Genomic DNA, 22,330 nt, shown 5'->3' with positions numbered 1-22,330 from the left:
CACCGAAGGAGCCCGCCCCGGCCCCTGCCGAGACACCGGCGAAGTCCGCCCGCCCGGCCTGGTCCTCCTACGCCCTGGTCGGCGTGGGAGCACTCGCGCTGTTCCTGGTGACGGCCCTCTCCCCGAGCGAACTCCTCGGCCACTTCACGGTGTTCGTCCTGGCGATCGTGATCGGCTTCTACGTCATCGGCAATGTGCACCACGCGCTGCACACCCCGCTGATGTCGGTCACCAACGCCATCTCCGGCATCGTCGTGGTCGGCGCGCTGCTGCAGATCGGGCACGGGGACACCGCCGTCACCGTGCTGTCGTTCGCCGCGATCCTGCTGGCGAGCATCAACATCTTCGGCGGATTCGCCGTGACCCGCCGCATGCTCGGCATGTTCTCGAAGGGCTGATCAGGGATGACCACAGACACGGCCGCCCAGGCCGCCTACGTCGTCGCGGCGCTGCTGTTCATCCTCAGCCTCGCCGGCCTCTCCCAGCACAAGACGTCCCGGTCGGGAGTCGTCTGGGGCATCGCGGGCATGGCCGTCGCCCTGGCCGCCACGGTCGGGCTCGCCTCCCGCAGCATCACCGCGAGCGGCCTCGTGCTGATCGTCGTCGCCACGGCCCTCGGCGCGGGCATCGGCCTGTGGCGGGCCCGGGTGGTGGAGATGACCGGCATGCCGGAGCTGATCGCCATCATGCACAGTCTGGTGGGCCTGGCCGCCACGTTCGTCGGCTGGAACGGCTACCTCGACGTCGACGCCGAACTCTCGGGCTCGTTGCTGGGCATCCATCACGCCGAGGTGTTCATCGGGGTGTTCATCGGAGCCGTCACCTTCACGGGCTCCGTCGTCGCCTACCTGAAGCTGTCGGCGCGCATCAACTCCCGTCCGCTCACGCTGCCGGGCAAGCACATCCTCAACATCGGCGCGCTCGTGGCCTTCGTGGGGCTCACGGTGGCGTTCGTCGTACGTCCCGGCATGGGACTGCTCATCGCGGTCACCGTGATCGCGCTCGCCCTCGGCGCCCACCTGGTCGCCTCCATCGGCGGCGGTGACATGCCGGTGGTCGTCTCCATGCTCAACAGCTACTCCGGCTGGGCCGCGGCGGCTTCGGGCTTCCTGCTCGCCAACAACCTGCTCATCGTCACCGGCGCGCTGGTCGGCTCCTCCGGTGCCTACCTGTCGTACATCATGTGCAAGGCGATGAACCGCTCCTTCATCTCGGTGATCGCGGGCGGCTTCGGAACCCCGGCGGCCGCCGCCGACGACGAGGAGCACGGGGAGCACCGGGAGATCAACGCAGAGGAGACCGCGGAACTCCTCGGCAACGCCACCTCGGTCATCATCACGCCGGGTTACGGCATGGCGGTCGCCCAGGCGCAGTACCCGGTCGCCGAGCTGGCGCGCAAGCTGCGCGACCGGGGCGTGGAGGTGCGCTTCGGCATCCACCCCGTCGCGGGCCGGCTGCCCGGGCACATGAACGTGCTGCTCGCCGAGGCCAACGTGCCCTACGACATCGTCCTGGAGATGGACGAGATCAACGACGACTTCGCCGCCACCTCGGTCGTCCTGGTCATCGGCGCCAACGACACGGTCAACCCGGCCGCGACCGACAACCCCTCCAGCCCCATCGCCGGGATGCCGGTCCTGCACGTGTGGGAGGCGGCCAACGTGATCGTCTTCAAGCGCTCCATGGCCGCCGGCTACGCGGGCGTGCAGAACCCGCTGTTCTTCCGCGAGAACACCCAGATGCTGTTCGGCGACGCCAGGCAGCGCGTGGAGGACATCCTGCGCGGCCTGGACTCCCTGGACGCACCGGTCCGGGAGATGGCCGGCACGACCCGCTGAGCGCGCGGTGCCCCGCCGGAGAAGAACCGGCGGGGCACCGCTGTGCCCGCGCCGGCGCAGGTGGTGAGGGTGCGGTCGGCGAGGTACCGGCGTTGACTGGTGGGGAGGCACCTCGGGCACGCCTGGCACGCACAAGACGACGCAGCCATGCTGCGCCCCGTCCATGTTGCGGAGTCGACCATGACCCATCAGCTGCGGATGCGCGTGTGCGCGGCGCTCACCACCGCGTTGCTGACCGTTTCCGGCGGCTACGCGTACGGGATCGGCGACGAGGCGTCCCGCACCCTCCCGGCCACCGAACCGAACGACGAAGTCACCCAGGACATCGAGTCGGCCGTGCAGGGCGTCGACGCGTTCTGGCGCGAGCACTGGTCGGACTTCTTCACGGGGGTCTACGTCCCGCCCACAGTCCTGGGACCTTACGACGGCGCTTCGCCGAATGCCCCCACCTGCGGCGGGGAGCCGCTGGTCGACGACAACGCCGTCTACTGCCCGCCGACCGAGGACTATCTCGCCTGGGACATGGACCTCATGCGCAGCGGCTACCGGTTCGGAGACGGGTTCGTGTACCTGGTCGTCGCGCACGAGTGGGGTCACGCGATACAGAACCGTCTCGACGTCCGGCTGCGGACGATCGACAGTGAATTGCAGGCGGACTGCCTGGCCGGCGCGGAACTCGAGGGTGCCGCCCGGGACGGAACGATCGTCTTCGAGGCCGGGGACCTCGACGAGTTGCGTACGGCCCTCGTCCTCGTCGCCGATGAGACCCCCTGGACGAACGTCGGAGATCACGGAAACGCCACCGAACGCGTTGACGCCTTCACCATGGGGCAACAGCAGGGGGTCGAGGCATGTCTGCCGTCCGCGGTCGCGGACGACGCGGAGTCATGACGAACGCGGGAGGCCGGCCCGACGCGATGTCGGGCCGGCCTCCCGCGGTGCCGTCGGGTCAGTCCGTGCCGGACTCCATCGCGGCCCGGTCCAGCCAGGCGTCCTCCTCCGAGACCGCGCCCCGGGAGGCGATGGCCTCGGCGCCGCCCTGCGGCAGCTCCGGCATGGTGCCGATGAGCCCGGTCGCGGCCGCCTGGGAGGCGCCGATGGTGGGGCTGCCGGTGCCGATCAGGCCGATGCCGGCGTACTGCTCCAGCTTGGCGCGGGAGTCGGCGATGTCGAGGTTGCGCATGGTGAGCTGGCCGATCCGGTCCACCGGGCCGAACGCGGAGTCCTCGGTGCGCTCCATGGACAGCTTGTCCGGGTGGTAGCTGAACGCCGGGCCCGTGGTGTCGAGGATCGAGTAGTCCTCACCGCGCCGCAGCCGCAGCGTCACCTCGCCGGTGACGGCCGCGCCGACCCAGCGCTGGAGCGACTCACGGATCATCAGCGCCTGCGGGTCCAGCCAGCGGCCCTCGTACATCAGCCGGCCCAGGCGCCGGCCCTCGGAGTGGTACTGGGCGAGGGTGTCCTCGTTGTGGATCGCGTTGACGAGGCGCTCGTAGGCGGCGTGCAGCAGGGCCATGCCCGGGGCCTCGTAGATGCCGCGGCTCTTGGCCTCGATGATCCGGTTCTCGATCTGGTCGGACATGCCCAGGCCGTGCCGGCCGCCGATGGCGTTGGCCTCCATGACCAGGTCGACGGGGGAGGCGAACTCCTTGCCGTTGATCGACACCGGACGGCCCTCGGCGAAGCCGATCGTCACGTCCTCGGCGGCGATCTCGACCGACGGGTCCCAGAACCGGACGCCCATGATCGGCTCGACGGTCTCGACGCCGGTGTCCAGGTGCTCCAGGGTCTTGGCCTCGTGCGTGGCACCCCAGATGTTGGCGTCCGTGGAGTACGCCTTCTCCGTGCTGTCCCGGTAGGGCAGCCCGTGCGCGAGCAGCCACTCGGACATCTCCTTGCGGCCGCCGAGCTCCGTCACGAAGGCCGCGTCCAGCCAGGGCTTGTAGATGCGCAGGTGCGGGTTGGCGAGCAGGCCGTAGCGGTAGAAACGCTCGATGTCGTTGCCCTTGAAGGTCGAGCCGTCGCCCCAGATCTGGACGTCGTCCTCCAGCATGGCCCGCACCAGGAGCGTGCCGGTGACGGCGCGGCCGAGCGGGGTGGTGTTGAAGTAGGCCCGCCCGCCCGAGCGGATGTGGAACGCGCCGCAGGTCAGTGCGGCCAGGCCCTCCTCGACGAGCGCCGCACGGCAGTCGACCAGACGCGCGATCTCGGCCCCGTACGTCTTGGCGCGGCCGGGCACCGAGGCGATGTCGGGCTCGTCGTACTGGCCGATGTCGGCGGTGTAGGTGCACGGGACGGCGCCCTTGTCGCGCATCCACGCGACCGCGACGGAGGTGTCGAGACCGCCCGAGAAGGCGATGCCGACGCGTTCGCCGGCGGGCAGGGAGGTGAGGACCTTGGACATAGAAAGAGTATGTATCACTTTGCATAGTCATGCAAGCCGGGTATGCGGAATCGTCGCCCAGGCCGATACCGCATACGCTTCAGGAACCCGCTGTCCCGGAACTGCCGAGCGCCCCGAGGATCCGCTCGGCCGCCAGCGTGGGCGTCAACTCGCCTTCCCTGACCCGCTGTTCGAGTTCCGGCGCGAGAGCCCGTACCGCCGGGTCCGCCTGCAGGCGGCCGAGGAGTTCGTCGCGGACCATGGTCCAGGTCCAGTCGACCTGCTGGTCGCGGCGCTTCGCGGTGAGGCGGCCGGTGGAGTCCAGCAGGGTGCGGTGCTGCTCCAGGCGCTCCCACAGCGTGTCCAGACCGGTCGACTCGCGGGCGCTGCAATGCAGCACCGGCGGCGTCCAGAACGCGTCCTTGCCGTGCATCAGGCGCAGCGCGCCCGCCAGTTCCCGCGCGGCGGCCCGGGCGTCGCGCTCGTGCGGCCCGTCCGCCTTGTTGACGGCGATCACGTCGGCCAGCTCCAGCACACCCTTCTTGATGCCCTGGAGCTGGTCGCCGGTGCGGGCGAGGGTGAGCAGCAGGAACGTGTCGACCATGTTGGCGACGGCGGTCTCGGACTGGCCGACACCGACCGTCTCCACCAGGATCACGTCGTAGCCGGCGGCCTCCATCACCACGATCGACTCGCGGGTGGCCTTCGCGACCCCGCCCAGCGTGCCCGCCGTGGGGGAGGGGCGCACGAACGCCGCCGGGTCCACGGCCAGCCGCTCCATCCGGGTCTTGTCACCCAGGATCGAGCCGCCCGTACGGCTGGAGGACGGGTCGACGGCCAGCACCGCCACCCGGTGTCCGAGCGAGGTCAGCAGCGTGCCGAACGCGTCGATGAACGTCGACTTGCCCACGCCCGGCACTCCGCTGACGCCGATCCGCCGGGCCCGGCCGCTGTGCGGCAGCAGCGCGGTCAGCAGTTCCTGGGCCAGCGCCCGGTGCTGCGGCCGGGTCGACTCGACGAGTGTGATGGCGCGGGCGATGATCGCCCGCTTCCCGTCGAGCACGCCCTTCACATACGCGTCGACATCGATCACAGCTCGTGCCCGAGACCGTCCGACAGCCGCTGCACCAGGTCGTACGCCGCGTCCGGGATCACCGTCCCGGGCGGGAAGACGGCCGCCGCGCCCATCTCCAGCAACGTCGGCACGTCCTGCGGCGGGATCACCCCGCCGACCACGATCATGATGTCCTCGCGGCCCTCCTCGGCCAGCGCCTCGCGCAGCGCCGGCACCAGGGTGAGGTGGCCGGCCGCCAGCGACGAGACGCCGACGATGTGCACGTCCGCCTCGACGGCCTGCCGGGCCACCTCGGCGGGCGTCTGGAACAGCGGGCCGACGTCCACGTCGAAACCGAGGTCGGCGAAGGCCGTGGCGATCACCTTCTGGCCGCGGTCGTGACCGTCCTGGCCCATCTTCGCGACCAGGATGCGCGGGCGGCGGCCCTCGGCCTCCTCGAAGGCGGAGACCAGGGTGCGGGTGCGGTCCACGCTCGGGGACTCTCCGGTTTCGTTGCGGTACACGCCCGAGATCGTACGGATCTGCCCCGCGTGCCGGCCGTACACCTTCTCCAGGGCGTCGGAGATCTCCCCGACGGTGGCCTTCGCGCGGGCCGCGTGCACCGCCAGCTCCAGCAGGTTGCCCTCGCCGCCGGCGGCCCGGGTCAGCGCGTCCAGGGCGTCCTGGCAGGCCCGCTCGTCCCGCTCCGCGCGCAGCCGCCGCAGCTTCTCGATCTGCTGCGCCCGCACGGAGGAGTTGTCGACCTTCAGGACGTCGATCTGCTCGTCGGACTCCACCCGGTACTTGTTGACGCCGATGACCGGCTGACGGCCCGAGTCGATCCGGGCCTGCGTACGGGCCGCGGCCTCCTCGATGCGCAGCTTCGGGATGCCCGCGTCGATGGCCTTGGCCATACCGCCCGCGGCCTCGACCTCCTCGATGTGCTGCCAGGCCCGCCGCGCCAGGTCGTACGTCAGCTTCTCCACGTACGCGCTGCCGCCCCACGGGTCGATCACCCGGGTCGTGCCGGACTCCTGCTGGAGCAGCAGCTGCGTGTTGCGGGCGATGCGCGCCGAGAAGTCGGTCGGCAGCGCGAGCGCCTCGTCGAGGGCGTTGGTGTGCAGCGACTGCGTGTGCCCCTGCGTCGCCGCCATGGCCTCGACACAGGTGCGCGTCACGTTGTTGAAGACGTCCTGCGCGGTCAGCGACCACCCCGAGGTCTGCGAATGGGTGCGCAGGGAGAGGGACTTGGCGTTCTGCGGATCGAACTGCTTCACGAGCTTCGCCCACAGCAGGCGCGCCGCCCGCAGCTTGGCGACCTCCATGAAGAAGTTCATGCCGATCGCCCAGAAGAACGACAGCCGCGGCGCGAACGCGTCCACGTCCAGGCCGGCCTCACGCCCCGCCCGGATGTACTCCACCCCGTCCGCGAGCGTGTACGCCAGCTCCAGGTCGGCCGTCGCACCCGCTTCCTGGATGTGGTACCCGGAGATGGAGATGGAGTTGTAGCGCGGCATCCGCTGCGAGGTGTAGGCGAAGATGTCGGAGATGATCCGCATCGACGGCTTCGGCGGATAGATGTAGGTGTTGCGGACCATGAACTCCTTCAGAATGTCGTTCTGAATGGTTCCGGCCAGCTTCTCGGGCGGGACGCCCTGCTCCTCGGCGGCCACGATGTACAGCGCCAGCACCGGCAGCACGGCACCGTTCATCGTCATCGAGACGGTCATCTTGTCCAGCGGGATGCCGTCGAACAGCTGCCGCATGTCGTAGATGGAGTCGATGGCCACGCCCGCCATGCCGACGTCGCCCGTCACGCGCGGGTGGTCGCTGTCGTAGCCGCGGTGCGTCGGCAGGTCGAAGGCGACCGACAGGCCCTTCTGGCCGGCCGCGAGGTTGCGCCGGTAGAAGGCGTTGGACTCCTCGGCCGTCGAGAAGCCGGCGTACTGGCGGATCGTCCAGGGCTGGTTGACGTACATCGTCGGGTACGGGCCGCGCAGGTACGGCGCCGCTCCCGGGTACGTGTCCAGGAAGTCCAGGCCCTCCAGGTCACGCCCCGTGTAGAGCGGCTTGACGGCGATGCCCTCCGGGGTCTCCCAGAGCAGGTCGTCCCCGCCGGAGGCGTTCTTGACCGCCGCACGCCAGTCGTCGGCGCCGCCGTCGGGGGCCGGCGTGCCCAGCTCGATCCCGGAGAAGTCGGGGATTGCCATCAGGACACAACTCCCATGCGGTCGAGGGTGGCGGACAGCACGGCGACGGCGTCACAGCCCGCGAACACGTACGCGTCGACACCGGGGTACTCCCCGGGACGGCCCGCGAGGAACACATGCCGGGCACCGGCGGCCTTCAGCTCCCGGACGGCGGCCTCGGCCTGCTCCGCGTACAGCGCGTCGCTGGAGCACAGCACGGCCTCCGTCGCACCGCTCTCCTCGAAGGTGCCGTCCGTGACCGGCTCGATGCCGCCGGCCTGGAAGAGGTTCGAGGCGAAGGTGAGACGTGCCGTGTGGGCCGCGGCCGGGCCCAGCGCGGCGAGGAAGATCCGCGGCCGGGTGCCGGTCGCCGCGAGGTGGGCGTCGGAGCGGGCGCGCAGCGCCTCGTACGCCTCGTCACGCCGGACCCGCGGCAGGCCACCAGAACGCGGCGCGGGAGCCGGCTCGCGGACGACCGGCTTCTCGTTGAGGTGGGGGAATTCGCTGACACCGGTGATGGGTTCGCGCCGCTTGGCGAGCTTGCCGGTGCGGGCTTCCCACGTATTGGCGAGGTCCTGGCCGAGGTGTCCCGAACGCAGGGCTGCCGCCTGGCCGCCGACGCGCTCAATCCACTGGAAGAACTCCCATCCCGCGTGGGCGAGTTCGTCGGTGAGCCGCTCCACGTACCAGGAGCCGCCCGCCGGGTCGATCACCCGGGCCAGGTGCGACTCCTCGATGAGGATCGTGGAGGTGTTGCGGGCGATGCGGCGCGCGAACGCGTCCGGCAGGCCGAGGGCGTGGTCGAAGGGCAGCACGGTGACCGCGTCGGCCCCGCCCGCACCCGCGGCCAGCGTGGCGATCGTCGAGCGCAACATGTTCACCCAAGGGTCGCGGCGCGTCATCATCACCGGCGACGTCACGACGTGCTGGAGCTGCGCGCCCGCCCGGGGCGCTCCGCAGACCTCGGCCACCCGGGCCCACAGCCGGCGCGCGGCCCGCAGCTTGGCGATCGTCAGGAACTGGTCGGCGGTCGCCGCGTACCGGAACTCCAGCTGAGCGCAGGCCTGGTCGACGTCCAGTCCGGCGCCGGCCAGCTCCCGCAGGTACGCCACACCGGTGGCCAGCGAGCAGCCGAGCTCCTGGGCGGCCGAACCACCGGCCTCGTGGTACGGCAGCGCGTCCACGGTCAGCGCCCGCAGCCCCGGGTACTCCCCGGCGCACAGCCGGGCGAGCTCCGCCGCCGGCGCGGTGTCGCACCGCTCACCGGTACGGGCCTCGTGCCCGAGCGGATCCGCGCCCAGATTGCCGCGCGCCGCGTCCCGGGCGACACCCCGCTCCTCGTACACCCGCAGCAACTCCCGCGCGGCGGGCTCGGCGTCGCGCCCCGCGTCGAGGACGACGGGGGCCAGGTCGAGGTACACGCCGTCGAGGACCCGGCCGAGGTCCGGCACGGCGATGCCGCCGTCCCCGACCGTCAGCCAGAGGGAGGTGACACCGTTCTCCAGGTCCCCGAGCACCGCGTCACGGTCGGCCACCGTGTGCCGTTGCCGTACGTCCCAGCCGCCGACCGTGTTCCCCTCGGCGCGGCCACTGCGCACAAAGGGGGCGAACCCGGGCAGGCCGGGCTCGGGCGCGGAGTCGTGGGCGGTGTAGAGGGGGCGGGTGCGCAACCCGTCCTCCAGCGCGGTGGACAGGGCTTCCTCGGCCGCGGCCCCCTCGACGTCTTTGCCCGATTTGCGCAGGACACCCGCCACAAGGCGCTGCCACTGCTCATGAGGCACGTCAGGGAACTCGCCGGCCAGCTCAAGCCCGTCGTCAGGCAGGACCGTCATGCCCGGATGTTAGGCCACGTTAACGAACGAACAGCAGAGGGAACGGCTGTGACCTTGCCCTCGCCGGGAATGTGGCCCCGATCTCCCTCTGCCGCTCTTGAGCCGGAGCTGGTCGAGCACTGGTGAGGCCGGGCCGGCGGTCGCTGCCCACCGTCCTGGGACGGCTTTCGAACGAACCGGCGCATTTCCGTGTCATTCCGGGATGCCGATCAGATGAAAAGTGAGCGGGTGCCCGGTGTCAACCCCCGGGCGTCCCCCGACCGCGTACTGTGCGTGCCTGATCGGCATCCCCGGGCCCAATGGTCCGCATGAGCAACAAGAGAGGCGTCGATCCCCTGCCCGACAGGCGACTATCCCGATACGCTGAATTGGGTGCGCCTTGTCGAGCGGGCAGCTACGGGGGGTGAGAAGGCGTTGCTTGTCAGCCGATCTTTGACTGCGGTGGTACGCGTGTGGTGCATGATGAACCACTCGCGCTGCCACGCCCCTGACGAACCTCATGGTTCCCAGACCCACGCCGCGCGACGGAACCCGATATCAGGGCGGACGGAGCAATGGCATTGGGACTGAGTCGGTTACGAGGCAGAACCAGCGCCGGCCTGCCGCGCGTCGTCGTGGGCGCGTGTGTCGCTCTGACCGGTGGTGCGGTCCTCGGGTTGCTGACCCACCCGAAGAACCTTTCGCACGCGGCCGGATATCAGTACGCCGCAGGACTGCTTCTGGCGATCGGACTCTACGGCAGCACGCACGACATCGACTTCGCCGAAGTAAAACGCTCTTTCCGGGTGGTCCTGGTCGCCGTCACCGTCGGCGTCCTCGTCAAGGCCTCCCTCATCGCCACCGTCATGGTGCTGGCCTTCGACCGGCCGGAATACCTCGTCCTGGGCATCGCCGTGGCACAGATCGACCCTCTGTCGGTGGCCGCCACGCAGAAGAGTGACCGGGTGTCACCGCGGGCCAAGGCGATCCTGTCGGTCTGGGCCGCCTTCGACGACCCCATGACGGTCCTGCTCACGCTCTACTTCTCCGCCCTCGCCGTCCGGTACGGCGCCGGGCCGGCCGGTGACGGCTCGGTCGTCGCGGACACCGCCACGGTGCTCGTCGACCTGCTCCTCAACCTGGGACTGTTCGCTCTGGTGGCGGCCCTGTGGTGGGCGGCCGCCGCCTGGCTCGGGGGCCGCGCCCCGGCGCGCCGCACCCCTGCCCGGCCGGCCGCCGACGTCGTGGCGCTGGCGCTGGTCGTCGCGCTGATCCTGTTCGCCGCGCACGACATGATGGTCCTCGCCGTGGCCCTGACCGGACTCTTCGTGCGACTGGGCCGCTTCGGCGCCGGCCTGGAGACGGCGGTCGCCCTGGCCTTCCTCAGCGCCTCGGCCGTCCTCGGAGTGGTCCTCGCGTCCGGTGAGGTCTTCCTCCGGGAAGGGCTCGTACTCGGCGCGAGCGCGTTCACCGCGCAGCTGCTCGTCACCCTGCTCATCAGCCGGCTGCTGGTGCGCCCCCGGCTGACCTGGCCGGATCTCGCCCATCTGGGATTCGGTCAGCAGAACGGCATCACCGCGATCCTGCTGGCCCTCGCCCTGGAACCGCGGTTCCCCGGCACGGTGGGTGTGGTCGGACCCGCGATCGTGACGGTCAACCTCCTGCACCACACCTTCCAGTGGGCCCGCGTGGACAGGTGGCGACAGGACCTCTCCACCGCACCGGAACCACAGCACGCCGCCACAGCCACACGTCAGGAACTGAAACCGGAACCCGGATGAGTCAGGGGGAGGCATGGGCCCGTCACGCGCCTCGCCGGCATACCGGCCACATCGCACAGCACGTACGACACCGGGCGATCCAAGGGGACGGGACGCCCGGAGCACGATCTCGGGGGAACACACCATGCCGTACATCCACTGCAACATGTTCGGAACGCCCCCCGTGGGGGGCGAACCGCCGTGGCTCCCGTACGAGCCGCTGGTTCCGTGGTGCATCGAAGGTCACGAGGACCTGTGGGTGGAGCTCAAGCACGTGCCCGTGGCGGTGCACACCTTCCGCGACCAGCTCGTGCAGGTCGCGCGCAACATCACCCCGGACCGGGACGGACGCGGGCACCTGGTCGTGGTGAGCGGACTGCCCGGCACGGGAAAGAGCAGTCTCCTGCACCGCTGCGTCCATGAGTTCGTCTCGGGGCTGGAGGACCCCAAGGGCGGCGACGACGACCGGCCCGATGCCGAGCCGCGGGACGAGAGCTCGAAGCCGTGGTGCCGGCGTGAACCGTCCGGTTCGGTCTCCGTCGTGCCGGTCACCGGCGTGCGCAACAACGGGCGCGACCTGGAGTCGTCCCCCAGCGGGCACACCGAGGCGCCGGAGCTCGGCACGGTGATCGACCGCATCTTCCGCACCGTCGTCAAGGCGCTGAGGAAGACACCCGGATTCGCCGAGGTGTGCGGTCCGGAAATCGACTCGAACGACCACTTCGACTCCTGGCACGCCCTCACCGACGCGCTGGCGCAATTGGGCCGAAGACTCGCGGTGATCATTCCGCACATCAAGTGGGAGGACCAGGACTCCCGATGGGCCTTCCTCCGGTTCTGTCACCAGAAGGCCGACCGCGGCGTCGTCTTCTTCGTCGAGACCGAATACACCGCTCTCGAGAAAGAGATAGGCCTGATTTTCGACGAAACCCAGCTGCGGGGCGTCACGCACCTCAAGACCGGAAGGCTCGCCCCGGAGGACTGGGGCAGATATCTACGGCTGTGGATGGAGCTTCCGGATATTCCGAGCCCGAAGGTCGACATTCACGAGGATCTGCTCGAGTGCGAGCCGGCGCCCTGGGTCTTCGTCAGCATCGCGAAACTCCAGACCTTTCTGCGTGAGGCGGCGGACGAAGCACTTCAGGCCGACGAGGCCTACTTGCGGCGAAGTCGCATAGTTCTCCGGTTCGCCAAGGAGGAACCGAATCCGGACGACTTCCTCAGAGGGGACCCGTCCGAATCGGACGACCCCGAGGAGGAACCATCCGGGACGGCCGGTCGTGAACCGAATGAGCTTCCTGACGACGAAGAGGACCGACGAGATGAGCCCTGACGCCTTCCCGGTCGCGGAGGAAAACCCCTTCCGAGGCAGTACGAGCGTCCAGCTGGAGGGATTCGGCGACACCACCCAGGTCGGAACCGGCCCCCCGCGACCGCCCATTCATGTGCGCAGGCGGATCAACGAACAGCTCATGGAACAGGTGCAGCGCTACCTCGACCACACCGGCAACTCCTCGACCCGGGGCCGTGTCCTCGCCCTCGTCGGCGAGTTCGGCCTCGGCAAGAGTCATCTCGCCGCCCAGGTCACGGACGTCCTCAGGCAGAGCACCCCGATGCCCGCGCTGTGGGTGATCGGCCAGCCCTCGGTGGACATGCGGTCCGTCTTCCAGCACCGCGTCATGAGCCCCCGCGACGATCTCGAAGCCATGGCCGACTTCATGCAGGCCATCACCGACTACTACGCGGACGTCACGGCTGAACTGCTCGAACAGGACGAGACCGGCCGGCTGGGAGGCGCTCGCGACGAGTTCCTGAGCGGCCTCAGGGACCGGAGGCTGGATCCGCACAAGATCGCGCGGGCCTTCGACCTCGACGAGGAGCTCATCCACAGCCACCTCCGCCGGCACCTTCGGGGCGTCACCGACCACCGGGCCTTCGCCACCGCACTCGCCCTGCTCCCCAACCAGGCGTACCAGACGGACATCTTCCGCTGGCTGGCCGGAGAGACCCCCTCCGCCTCCCTGCAGCAGCGCGGCGTCACCCAGCCGATCCAGGGCATCCAGGGCGTCTTCGAGGCGTTCGCGGTGTTCAGCCTCGTCTACGGCCAGAGCGATCGGCCGTACGCGCTGGTGCTGGACGAGGTGGACAAGATCGCCGAATGGACGGCGCAGGACCGGGCGTTGTTCCTGAACGCCTTCGAGATGCTGGTCAACCGGTACGTCAACCAGGGCGGCCTGCTGGTCTTCTGCGTCCGGCCCGACCTCTGGAGCTCCCTGCCCGCGTCCCTGCACGAGCGGGTGCTTCCGCTGTGGCTCGACAGCTGGGAGCGCTCTGCGACCGAGGACCTGATCAAGCAGCACCTGCTCGGTTCGGGCCGGGTGCCGCAGGACCAGTCCTGCGCGCCGTTCTCCGACCCCGCCGTGGGGCAGGTCGTGACCCTCTCCGACGGGGTGCCCCGGCAGATTCTGCGGATCTGCGAAGGAGCCTGGGACCATGCCGCGCTCGGCGGCAGTCCGAGGATCGACATCGAGGCCGTGCACGAGGCGATCCGGACCACCCACGAGAAGCGGCCGATGAGCGAGGCGGCGCGGCGGCTGGAACGCGTACTCGCCGGCGACCAGTGGTGGCACAATGCGCCGCCCCGTGACCTGGGGGAGCTGCCGGGACCGCCGGGCTCCGGCGAACCCCGCTGGATCGAGGTCACCCGCACGGCGTGGATCGTCGTGCTGCCGGTGCGTTCGCTGCTGACCCGCTCCGGCGTCGGCGACATCGCGGGTTTCCTCGGCCATGTGCGCGACATCGCGGCGGCGAGCATCGAGATGCTGGTCGTGGTCAACGGCCACGCGTGCAGGCAGATGCGCCGGCAGGTCGCCGACGCCACCGGCACGATGCCCCTGGTGCTCGACGACCCCCGCTTCGACATCGCACTGCGCAGCGGCGTCCAGAGCCTCGCCGAACGGCTGCGGGCGAGCCAGGACAACACCGTGCTGGAGAAGTTGTCCCACCGGCTGGACGCGCTCCAGGGCCAGCAGCTGACCCTCCTGGAACGCGTCGACAGCATCGACCACAGTCTCGACAACCCGCGCGTCGTCTCCCCGGCTCCGACGGCCGATCCCCTGGACGAGCGGCTGCCGGAGCCGGTGCGAGCGCTGTTCCGGGAGGCCCAGGAAGCACTGGACCGGCTGCTGGAGGAGGGGGAGGGGCCACGACTCAGCCTCGTGCCCGTCGCCCGGACCGCCGCCGGCCGACCGCCACGCCCGCGCCGGCTGCTCGTCGAGGACTCCGCCCTGCGCGGCATGGGAGCGGTCGTGCTGGCCCGCAGGCTGCTGGGGGCGTTCCGTGAGGCGGTCGTCGGCTGGTGGGAGGCGGGCGGGTCCGCCGGCGGCACCGAACCCGCCGGACGCGACCAGGGAGAACTGTTCGCCATCTGCCGGGGCTTCGAGATCTCGCTGGAGTCGCTGCCCCGGCTGGACCGCGGCGGCGCCGACCCGCTGAGCAGCCCGCCGGCCCCCGCCACGGACCCGGGTGAGAGGGCGCAGGACAGGCTCGTCCACCTCGCCGACCGGGTGCTGCGCGAACTGGGCGACGCGGTCAGCGGCGGATCCGCACCTCGGCTATGAGATCACGCAGGCGCTCCTCCGCCACGGCCACCCGCGGCTGACGGAAGGTGACTCCGACGACGAAGTCGCCCTCCGCGTCGCCCAGCCAGTGCATGTAGAACGCCCCGTCCACGACGTCGAGGACGAGGCGTCGGATCGGGGCACGGGTGACGGGGGCGAGGATGGCCGCCAGACCCGTCAGTTCCTCGCGCAGGCGGCTGACGAGGTCCCGGTATATCGCCCGGCGGGCCGCGACCGAGACGACCGCGAAGGAGTCCTCCAGCTCCTGGTGCTCGAAGGCGTCGCCGGAACAGACCAGCGACCAGTCACGGTAGTAGGCCGCATAGTGCAGGTCGCCCGGGTTGAGATGGCGGTGCCAGGCGCTCCGCAGCCGCTGCGCCTCCTGCATGTCGCGGGTGAGGACGTGCATGAACAGCGAACTCCCCTGGACGAACGGCTCCTTCACCTCCCCGGGGCGGCCGCCGGGCAGTTCGTCGACCATCTGACGCTCGGTTCTGATCTTGGTGACCAGCCGGTTCATCGTGTCGTCCATGGCCTCGCAGCCGGACTCGGACGCGCTGATGCCCACCAGGTACTGGGCGGCGTGCAGGCGTGAGCACTGCATACCGCCCTCCGGGGTGACGACGAGGGTCCGCATCAGATCGCCGACGTCGAGCCGCCGCATGGCCTCCTCCGTCTCCAGGACCCAGCGGACCATCCGGCGCCCCGGCCGGCCCTCGGCGTCGGCCTCGTCCTCCCAGGACAGCCCTCCGGGGAACGGCTCCGCCTCCGCCTCGCGGACGGCGAAGACGACGGTGTTGCGCACGACGTGGGTCATGGACCGGATCTCCGGGCAGGCCGCGACCGCGGCACGGCACTCCTTGCTCAGGTGCCCATAGCTCTGGCCGACTTGCGGCACGCTCAGGAGCCGGGGCTCGCTCACCGCCGCCGAGGCGTCCGGATTCATCTGGGTGCAACTCCTTATGGCCGACGACGTACGCGGGACACCGCGCCGTCGGTTCACACGAACAGTTCCACGTCGATGTCCCGGCGCACCCGGGGCAGTTCGCCGCTGCCCGCCGCGCCCAGCTGCCCGGCACGGGTCATGGCGAGGTTGCCGGCGGCGATCGCCCTGGCCGGGTGCCGGTTCAGGCCGAGGTGGTCGTAGCCGCGCTGGGCGCTCTCCTCCAGTCCCACCGCCTCCTCCTCCGCTCCGCACGCCACCAGGGTCCCCGCCAGGGCGATGGAGGACGCCAAAGTCCAGGGGTGACGGGCGCCGAGCACCGACTCCAGGCCGCGTCGCGCGGTCCGGCCGGCCTCACGGGCCTCCTCCGTCCGGCCCGCGCCGCGCAGATGGACGCCGAGGCGCATCCGGCACAGGTGGGTGGACGGGTGCTCCGGGCCGTACCGGCCCGCCAGCGTGTGCAGACAGCGCTCGGCGTACTCCACCGCCGGTTCGGGCTCGCCCAGCAGATGGTGGTCGACGGCGAGAGAGAACCGGCACCGCTGAGTGATCATGTGCTGCTCTCCCAGCACACTGACGGCCATGTCCAGCGCTCGCGTGTCGCGTTCCCAGGCCCGGTCGGGATCGCCGAGCCGGCGCTCGCTCACCGCGAGCCCGTTCTCCGCCACGATCGTGATCGGCACCCGGGTGATCGCGGGCCGCGCCGTGCTGCGCGCTGTCCAGCCGTGCTTGAGCAACTGGTACGACTCCGCGTCCTGCCCGAGCAGCCGGTGCATCTCCGCCAGCCCGGGGACCATGTCCCGTACGGCGGGGTCGTCGTCGCCTCCGATCGCCCGGCGCTGTTCGTAGACCTGGCGGTACAGCCGCATGCCGGCGGGGTAGTCGCCGGCCGCGGCGTAGCACCAGGCCAGGTTGCGGTGGACCCGCTCGGTGCTGCCGTGCCGCGGGCCCAGCAGCCGCGCCATGCCGCGGGCGACGTGCACGGCCTCGTCGAGCGCGTCGGCGACATGGCCCGCCGAACCCAGGTTCGCCGCATAGCTGTCGGCCATCTGCAGGGAGCGGGGGTGGGTGAGGCCGAGGTTCCCCCGGTACTCCCGCAGCACGCCGAGGGCGAGCGCACCGGATTCCGCGTAATCGCCGCGCAGGTGCTGCGCGTCGGACAACAGGGCGCGCAGGCGCCGGTGTTCGAGGCAGTCCTGCTCCGTCCAGCTCCGCAGGGCGAGCCGGCCCACGCGCAGGCACTCCTTGAGCGCCGCCTCCTCCTGGGTGCGGACGAGGTCGGCCAGGTGGCTCAGCAGCGACTGCTGCACCGCGGGGCGGGTGTCCTCCCAGAGCCGCAGTGCCTCGATCTGTCTGCCGCGCCGGGTGATGGTCTCGGCGTCGGGAGGGGCGGGGCCGTCCGCCATGCCGAGCAGGTCGGCGCCGAGCACCGCCCGCAGCTGCGTCTCGATGCGCGGCGCGTCGCCCAGTTCGGCCACGATGAGATCCCGCAGCACCCGGTGCTGGCGGACGGGCTGCCCGGGGCGGGCGAAGTCGAACTCGACCAGACCGTGCTGGTGCAGCACCCACAACGCGGCGTCGACGAGGAGGGTGTCCGCCGGGCGGACCGGCCCCCCGTCCGCGGCGTGGTCCGGTCCCGCCTGTGCCAGCGCCGCCCTCATGGGCCGGGAGCGCAGCATCCGCAGGTCGACCCCCGCGCCGGTGATCAGCGCACAGGCGTCGATCAGCCAGTTCAGCGCCGCGACACCCGCCGGTTCGTGGGACCACGCCTCGGCCGCCGCGCTGGAGCGGACGGAGAAGCGGGCCATGCGCAGCAGGATCTGTGTGCCGGCCAGCGCGCCCGGGCCGAAGGTCTGTTGCTGGTCGGTGAAGGCGTCGAGGAACGCCTCGACGGCGGTCTGCCGGGCCTGGGACCCGCTCAGGTTGTCCCTCTCCCCGACCTGGGTGGCCTCGGCCCCGATCCAGCAGGCGGCCAGGCGCAGGGCGAGCGGCAGTGGACCGACCCGGTGGACGACGTCCCGTGCGTGGGAGGGTCCGAGGCCGGGCAGCAGCGTCAGGAGCAGCGCCTCGCTCTCGCCCCGGGAGAAGGGCGCGACCTGCACGGCACCGGCCGGTGCGGGTCCCTGACCGGCCCGTGCGGCGAACAGGATGTGACAGTCGCCGGACGGCGCCGGAAGCAGGTCCGTCACCTCGCCCAGCAGCGCCACGTCGTCGAGTTCGTCGCAGACCAGCAGCCATCGCTCGCCGGTCTCGTCGGCCCTCGCCCGCAGCGCCCGGATGTGGCCGCTGAGTTCCTGGGCGGTGGGTTCGCCCAGGGCGTCACCGAGCGCGGCGAGCGAGGCCCGGACGTTCTCGGAGGCATCGGCCCGCACCCACCAGACGACGTCGTAGGAGCCGCCGAACCGGTGGCAGAACTCCAGCAGGGCTTCGGACTTGCCGACGCCGGGCGCGCCGAGGAGCAGGCAGGGCCGGCCCTGGCCCGCCAGGCCGCGCAGCGCCTCGCGCATGTCGTCGAGCAGGTCCTCGCGGCCCACGAAGGTGACGCTGCGGGCGTCGATGTTGGTGCGGTTGGGGACGCTGGGGAAGCGGTGGGGGGAGCAGGGCAGACGGCGCGGCACGGGCAGCGACAGTCCGCGCAGCAGCACTTCGGTGGCCCGCTGCTCGTCGTGGCGGCGCAGGTCGATCTGCTGGTGGTGGGCGAACCCGGGCGGCAGCGTCTCGCCGTCGATCAGCACCATCCGGATCCCCGGATCGGACAGGGCCCGCAGCGCCCGCTGTTCGTCCGGGCGCACCGTGGTCGGCTGCAGCAGCAGGACGGCGCCGTCGTCGGCCGGACGCTCGGGGCGCCGGCCGCCGTAGGCGCGCCGTACGACGCCGACGCCCAGGGCGCGCAGTTGGGCCTCGATCCAGTCGGCCCAGACCGTGTGGCGCGAGGTGTGGACGAGGGTCACGTGCGTCGGCGCGACCGGGTGCGGGTGGTCCAGGGCAAAGACGAGGCGTTCGAGAGCGGGCAGGACCCGTTCGTCGAAGCCGTTGCCGTTGTCCAGCTCGGTGCCGAGCCGGTCGCTGCGGGCCGACATCGCGTGGTAGGGGATCTCCAGGTAGCGCACCGGGCGGCCGTAGAGCCGTGCGAAGCTCGGCCCCACCCGGTCGCGGGCGATGCGCAGTTGGTCCTCGTGCGCCCAGTCGGTCTGCAGGGCCAGGGCGATGACGTCGAGGGGGCGTTCGGTGTGCCGGAGGATGCCCCAGGCCAGGGCCGCGGCGTCCTCGATGAACGAGGAGTCGGCGGTGAAGCAGACCACGAGCAGATCCGGCAACCGCGCCAGCTGCGCGGTCTGTTCCTCGGTGCGGGGCAGCGGGGCGTCGATGAGGACGTCGTCGTAGCCCTGGAAGGCGGGATGATCCGGGCCCGCCCCGGACACCGCGGCCAGCGGGTCCGGGCCCTTCAGGGTCGCCAGTCCGATGGGACGGACCGCACCGGCGGGGGACCACTCCTCCACGGAGGGACCGCCCTCCTCGCCCGGCAGCAGCGCGGTGGCCGGGGCGACCGAGCGGACGTAGTGCCGGGTGCGCACATCGGCGTTGCGGCCGTCGAGGACGAGCACCCTGCGGCCCGCGCGGGACAGCAGTACGGCCGTGTTGAGCAGGGTCGTCGTCTGGCCGATGTCCTCCGCCGTGGAGCAGAACGCGGCCACACGGGGGCGGGAGATCCGGCCGTCCGCCTCAGACATCTCGGCTCCGCTTCGCTTCGTCGGTGGTGATCGGACGCGGGGGAGGGGCGGTGCACGGGCTCGGGCGGTCACTCCTTCTGCGCTTCACCGCCGCCGGGGTCCTTCTCGTGATTCGTGGTGAACATGGACTCGGGGCGTGACGCTTCCCGTCGCACACGCCGCAAGGCACTCACTATCACGGATTCGGGCAGTGACCGGATTGCGTCGAAGGGTAAATTCGAAAGATCAACCAGGGGAGAATCCAGCACCTCCCGCGTTTCGGTCTGATCATCCATACGGAGCCCCGCCGTCCCGATTGAGTCGAGAATCCGCCACGAGTGGAGGACTGCCGGACAGTTGTGGTGTGGCCTCTCAACTCGGCTGCCAAACTGATGACTTGCTGTCAGACTCGAACGAGTCTACCGACAAGTGCGGCGCTTCGGGCGATCCTCGGATCGTCTCGTACGCCGTGGGAAACCTTCTGGTTCGGAGCGCAAATTCGTTCGCACACGGGAGCTCCATGGGTACCGAAACGAGTGAGCCGGACGTGGCGCAGGACGCTCCCGCGAAAGGTGTCGTGACCCTTTCCCCCGGACCCGCAATGCACCTCGCGCGTCTCGGGGAGCGGACCTGAGTCCGGAACACGCGACGGTGACACCGTCCGCATACCGTCTGGACAGCCCGCTGCTCGCCGCCCTCGCCCGGGGCGGCGGTGGCGCGCAGACCGTCAGGATGCTGCGGGAGAGCGAGTACAGCAGGCGGCTGCTGCTGCTCAGGGCCCTGCTGGACCGGGCCGGGGAGCACGGCGGGGACACCTGGCGCGGCATGAACCGGCTGTTCGGCGTGCTCACCGACGCCTGGCGTGCGGCGCCGGACGTGACCCGGCGCGTTCTCGGCCACCCTTCGGTGGGGCCACGGCTGGTGACGACCTGGCGGACGCTCGACGAGAGCGGGCCCGTCGCCGTCGGCCTCCTGCCGTTGGCCTCGGTGGCGGCCGCGGCCGCCACCGCCACCGGCCTGGACGTCTCGATCGCTCTGACCGCCGTCCCCCCGGGAGCCGTGCTGCCCGGGCTGGGGGCGGTCCGCCTCCCGGACGCCGCCCCCGGTGCCCCCCTGCTGCTGCGCGGCGCTCCCACGGGCGGTGTCCTCGAAACCGGGACGGGCCTGCGGGTGCACCTCCCGCCGCCGATGGCGCTGGGCGCCGAGCGGGCCGGCTGGTGGCCACTGCGGGGCGCGACCCCGGGGCCCGGGGCGTCGTTCCTGGTCGACGACGTCGACCAGGTCGTGGCGACGGACGCGGAGCGGCTTCCCGAGGACGAACTGCGCCTCTGGCGGTCCACCGCGGCCGGCGCGATGAGCCTGCTGCGGGCCCGGCACACCGACTACGCCGCCGAGCTGGACGAAGGCCTGCGCACGCTGACTCCGCTGCCCCTGACCGAGGGCTCGCCGGCCGGGCGCAGCGGGAGCGCGGCCGAGATGTTCGGCGGAGTGACGCTGTCCCGCCCCCTGCACGCCCGCGATCTCGCCGAGACGCTGGTCCACGAGATGCAGCACAGCAAACTGGCGGCCGTGATGCACCTGGTCGACCTGCTCGCCGAGCCGAGTGCGGGGGCGTCGCGTGTGCGGTACTACGCACCCTGGCGGGACGACCCGAGACCCCTGTACGGCCTGCTGCACGGCACCTACGCCTTTCTGTCCGTGGCCCGCTTCTGGTCCCGGGAGGCGGCCTTCGTGTCCGACCCGGCGGAGCGGCACCGGGCGCAGGTGCGGTGTGCCCGGTGGCGTGAGGCGGCCTCCGAGACGAAGGAGGCGATGCTGGCCGACCGGAGCGGACTGACCGGCACCGGCCGCCGGTTCGTCGCCACCATGGGCAAGGCCCTGGCGGAGCTGCGCACCGTGCCGCTGCCGGAGTCCGCGGTGCGGGAGGCACGGCAGCAGGCGGACCTCCACCGCGCGCGCTGGTCGGAGCGCAACCGGGCCGGGCGGACGGGAAGCTAGGCGTTGCCGCTCCTTCCCCCGCGCCGGGCGGTGTTGGGCGGGGCCGCGCACGGGTACAAGTCTCTCCGCATCAGGTCGTCGGCCGGGCCATGGGGGTGGTGGGGGATGGGAACCGTGGTGCTCGTGCACGGCATCGGGAATCTCGTGCGGGGCGCGTCCCCGGAGCAGGCCGCCGAGCTCAAGGCCGTCGCCGCGGCGGACCGGCTGCGCAAGGGGCTGAGCGCGGCGGGGCTGTCGCACGTGCCGCCGCCCGAGCTGGTCATGGCGTACTACGCGCACCAACTCGCCGACGACTACCGCCCCGAGCGCCAGTCCGCGGGCACGGGCGTCCTGGAGGACCTGACGTCCGCCCAGCAGGGCGAGGCGTGGGAGTGGCTGGAGGCGGCCGGAGTGACGCCGCCCCGGGAAGGCCAGGCCGGGATGCTCTCGCCGCTGCGGTGGGCTGTCAACCGGCTCGTGGAACAGCGCGCCGGGGACGCGCCGCAGGCGGCCCGGAAGCGGCTGGCGGAACTGCTGTCGCGCATGGTGGTGGCCACGCTCCAGGACACCGACGCCTACACCTCACGTCCCGCCCGGCGGAAGGCGGTCCGGGCGACGGTGGCCCGGGCCGTCCGCGAGCACGGCGCACGGGTCGTCGTCGCCCACTCCCTGGGCAGCGTGGTCGCCTACGAGACCCTGCACGCCCATCAGGACCTGGAAATCGACCTGTTGCTCACCCTCGGCTCGCCGCTCGGCCTCCCGGCGCTCATGCGCAAGCTGGACCCCGAGCCCCTGGACGGCCGCGGCGCGCGCCCCCCCGGGGTGCGGCACTGGGTGAACATCGCCGACGTGGGCGACCTGGTGGCGGTGCCGCGGGAGTTGGGCGGGGCCTTCCCCGTCGACGTGCACGCCACCACGGACATCGGCGTCTTCGATCCCCACACCCTCGGCGGCTATCTCGCGGCGGGACTGACGGCGGCCGCGCTCGCGCCGCACTTCGCGGACTGATCCCGGCACAGCGGGCGCAGGCCGCCCGAGGACGCAT

General features: G+C 71.4%; 14 protein-coding genes. 8 read left to right on the top strand and 6 right to left on the bottom strand.

Going from position 1 to position 22,330, the window contains the following annotated elements; genetic code table 11:
* The 3 genes from K4G64_RS00875 to K4G64_RS00865 form a co-directional block, all read left to right on the top strand.
* Nucleotides 1–398: proton-translocating transhydrogenase family protein (locus tag K4G64_RS00875; protein ID WP_221754075.1), on the top strand; the 398-nt coding region annotated here is incomplete at its 5' end.
* A gap of 6 nt (nucleotides 399–404) precedes the next feature.
* Complete coding sequence (pntB, locus tag K4G64_RS00870) at nucleotides 405–1,838, top strand: Re/Si-specific NAD(P)(+) transhydrogenase subunit beta (protein ID WP_221754074.1); 1,434 nt, start codon at nucleotides 405–407, stop codon at nucleotides 1,836–1,838.
* A gap of 180 nt (nucleotides 1,839–2,018) precedes the next feature.
* Complete coding sequence (locus K4G64_RS00865) at nucleotides 2,019–2,729, top strand: hypothetical protein (RefSeq protein ID WP_221754073.1); 711 nt, start codon at nucleotides 2,019–2,021, stop codon at nucleotides 2,727–2,729.
* 58 nt (nucleotides 2,730–2,787) lie between these two features.
* On the opposite strand, the gene argG is transcribed toward K4G64_RS00865, so the two are convergent.
* The 4 genes from argG to K4G64_RS00845 form a co-directional block, all read right to left on the bottom strand.
* A complete protein-coding gene (gene argG / locus K4G64_RS00860) occupies nucleotides 2,788–4,242 on the bottom strand; it encodes an argininosuccinate synthase (RefSeq protein WP_221754072.1) in 1,455 nt (484 codons plus the stop codon).
* Between the two features lie 79 nt (nucleotides 4,243–4,321).
* Nucleotides 4,322–5,314, bottom strand: a complete 993-nt coding sequence (gene meaB, locus K4G64_RS00855; RefSeq protein WP_221754071.1) for a methylmalonyl Co-A mutase-associated GTPase MeaB — start codon at nucleotides 5,312–5,314, stop codon at nucleotides 4,322–4,324.
* Nucleotides 5,311–7,485: a methylmalonyl-CoA mutase gene (gene scpA / locus K4G64_RS00850; RefSeq protein ID WP_221754070.1), complete on the bottom strand. Its 2,175-nt coding sequence runs from the start codon at nucleotides 7,483–7,485 to the stop codon at nucleotides 5,311–5,313. The genes meaB and scpA overlap by 4 nt, the downstream gene beginning before the upstream one ends.
* The gene (locus tag K4G64_RS00845) at nucleotides 7,485–9,296 is read right to left on the bottom strand and encodes a methylmalonyl-CoA mutase family protein (RefSeq protein WP_221754069.1); all 1,812 of its coding nucleotides are present in this window, start codon (nucleotides 9,294–9,296) and stop codon (nucleotides 7,485–7,487) included. The genes scpA and K4G64_RS00845 overlap by 1 nt, the downstream gene beginning before the upstream one ends.
* 614 nt (nucleotides 9,297–9,910) lie before the next feature.
* Here K4G64_RS00845 and K4G64_RS00840 point away from each other — a divergent pair.
* The 3 genes from K4G64_RS00840 (at nucleotide 9,911) to K4G64_RS00830 (ending at nucleotide 14,655) form a co-directional block, all read left to right on the top strand.
* Nucleotides 9,911–11,056: a hypothetical protein gene (locus K4G64_RS00840; RefSeq protein ID WP_221754068.1), complete on the top strand. Its 1,146-nt coding sequence runs from the start codon at nucleotides 9,911–9,913 to the stop codon at nucleotides 11,054–11,056.
* 124 nt (nucleotides 11,057–11,180) lie between these two features.
* Nucleotides 11,181–12,368, top strand: coding sequence for an ATP-binding protein (locus K4G64_RS00835; RefSeq protein WP_221754067.1), 1,188 nt, complete (start codon nucleotides 11,181–11,183; stop codon nucleotides 12,366–12,368).
* The gene (locus K4G64_RS00830) at nucleotides 12,358–14,655 is read left to right on the top strand and encodes a hypothetical protein (protein WP_260459784.1); all 2,298 of its coding nucleotides are present in this window, start codon (nucleotides 12,358–12,360) and stop codon (nucleotides 14,653–14,655) included. Before K4G64_RS00835 ends, K4G64_RS00830 begins: the two co-directional genes overlap by 11 nt.
* Here K4G64_RS00830 and K4G64_RS00825 read toward each other — a convergent pair.
* Together K4G64_RS00825 and fxsT are read right to left on the bottom strand one after the other, a co-directional pair.
* Nucleotides 14,627–15,601, bottom strand: a complete 975-nt coding sequence (locus tag K4G64_RS00825; protein ID WP_221754066.1) for a hypothetical protein — start codon at nucleotides 15,599–15,601, stop codon at nucleotides 14,627–14,629. The genes K4G64_RS00830 and K4G64_RS00825 overlap by 29 nt on opposite strands.
* Before the next feature lie 53 nt (nucleotides 15,602–15,654).
* Entirely contained in the window at nucleotides 15,655–19,329 is a 3,675-nt protein-coding gene (fxsT, locus tag K4G64_RS00820; protein ID WP_221754065.1) for an FxSxx-COOH system tetratricopeptide repeat protein, read from the bottom strand.
* Between the two features lie 630 nt (nucleotides 19,330–19,959).
* Here fxsT and K4G64_RS00815 point away from each other — a divergent pair.
* Complete coding sequence (locus tag K4G64_RS00815) at nucleotides 19,960–21,306, top strand: HEXXH motif domain-containing protein (RefSeq protein WP_221754064.1); 1,347 nt, start codon at nucleotides 19,960–19,962, stop codon at nucleotides 21,304–21,306.
* Nucleotides 21,307–21,411: 105 nt separating this feature from the next.
* On the top strand, nucleotides 21,412–22,293 hold the full coding sequence (locus K4G64_RS00810; RefSeq protein ID WP_221754063.1) for a hypothetical protein: 882 nt from the start codon (nucleotides 21,412–21,414) through the stop codon (nucleotides 22,291–22,293).
* Nucleotides 22,294–22,330: the final 37 nt, after the last annotated feature.

The organism is Streptomyces sp. WAC04114, assembly GCF_019733245.1.
Taxonomy (GTDB): domain Bacteria; phylum Actinomycetota; class Actinomycetes; order Streptomycetales; family Streptomycetaceae; genus Streptomyces; species Streptomyces massasporeus_A.
Note: the sequence above shows the minus strand (reverse complement) of the source record. Positions and strands in the feature narration are given on the sequence as shown.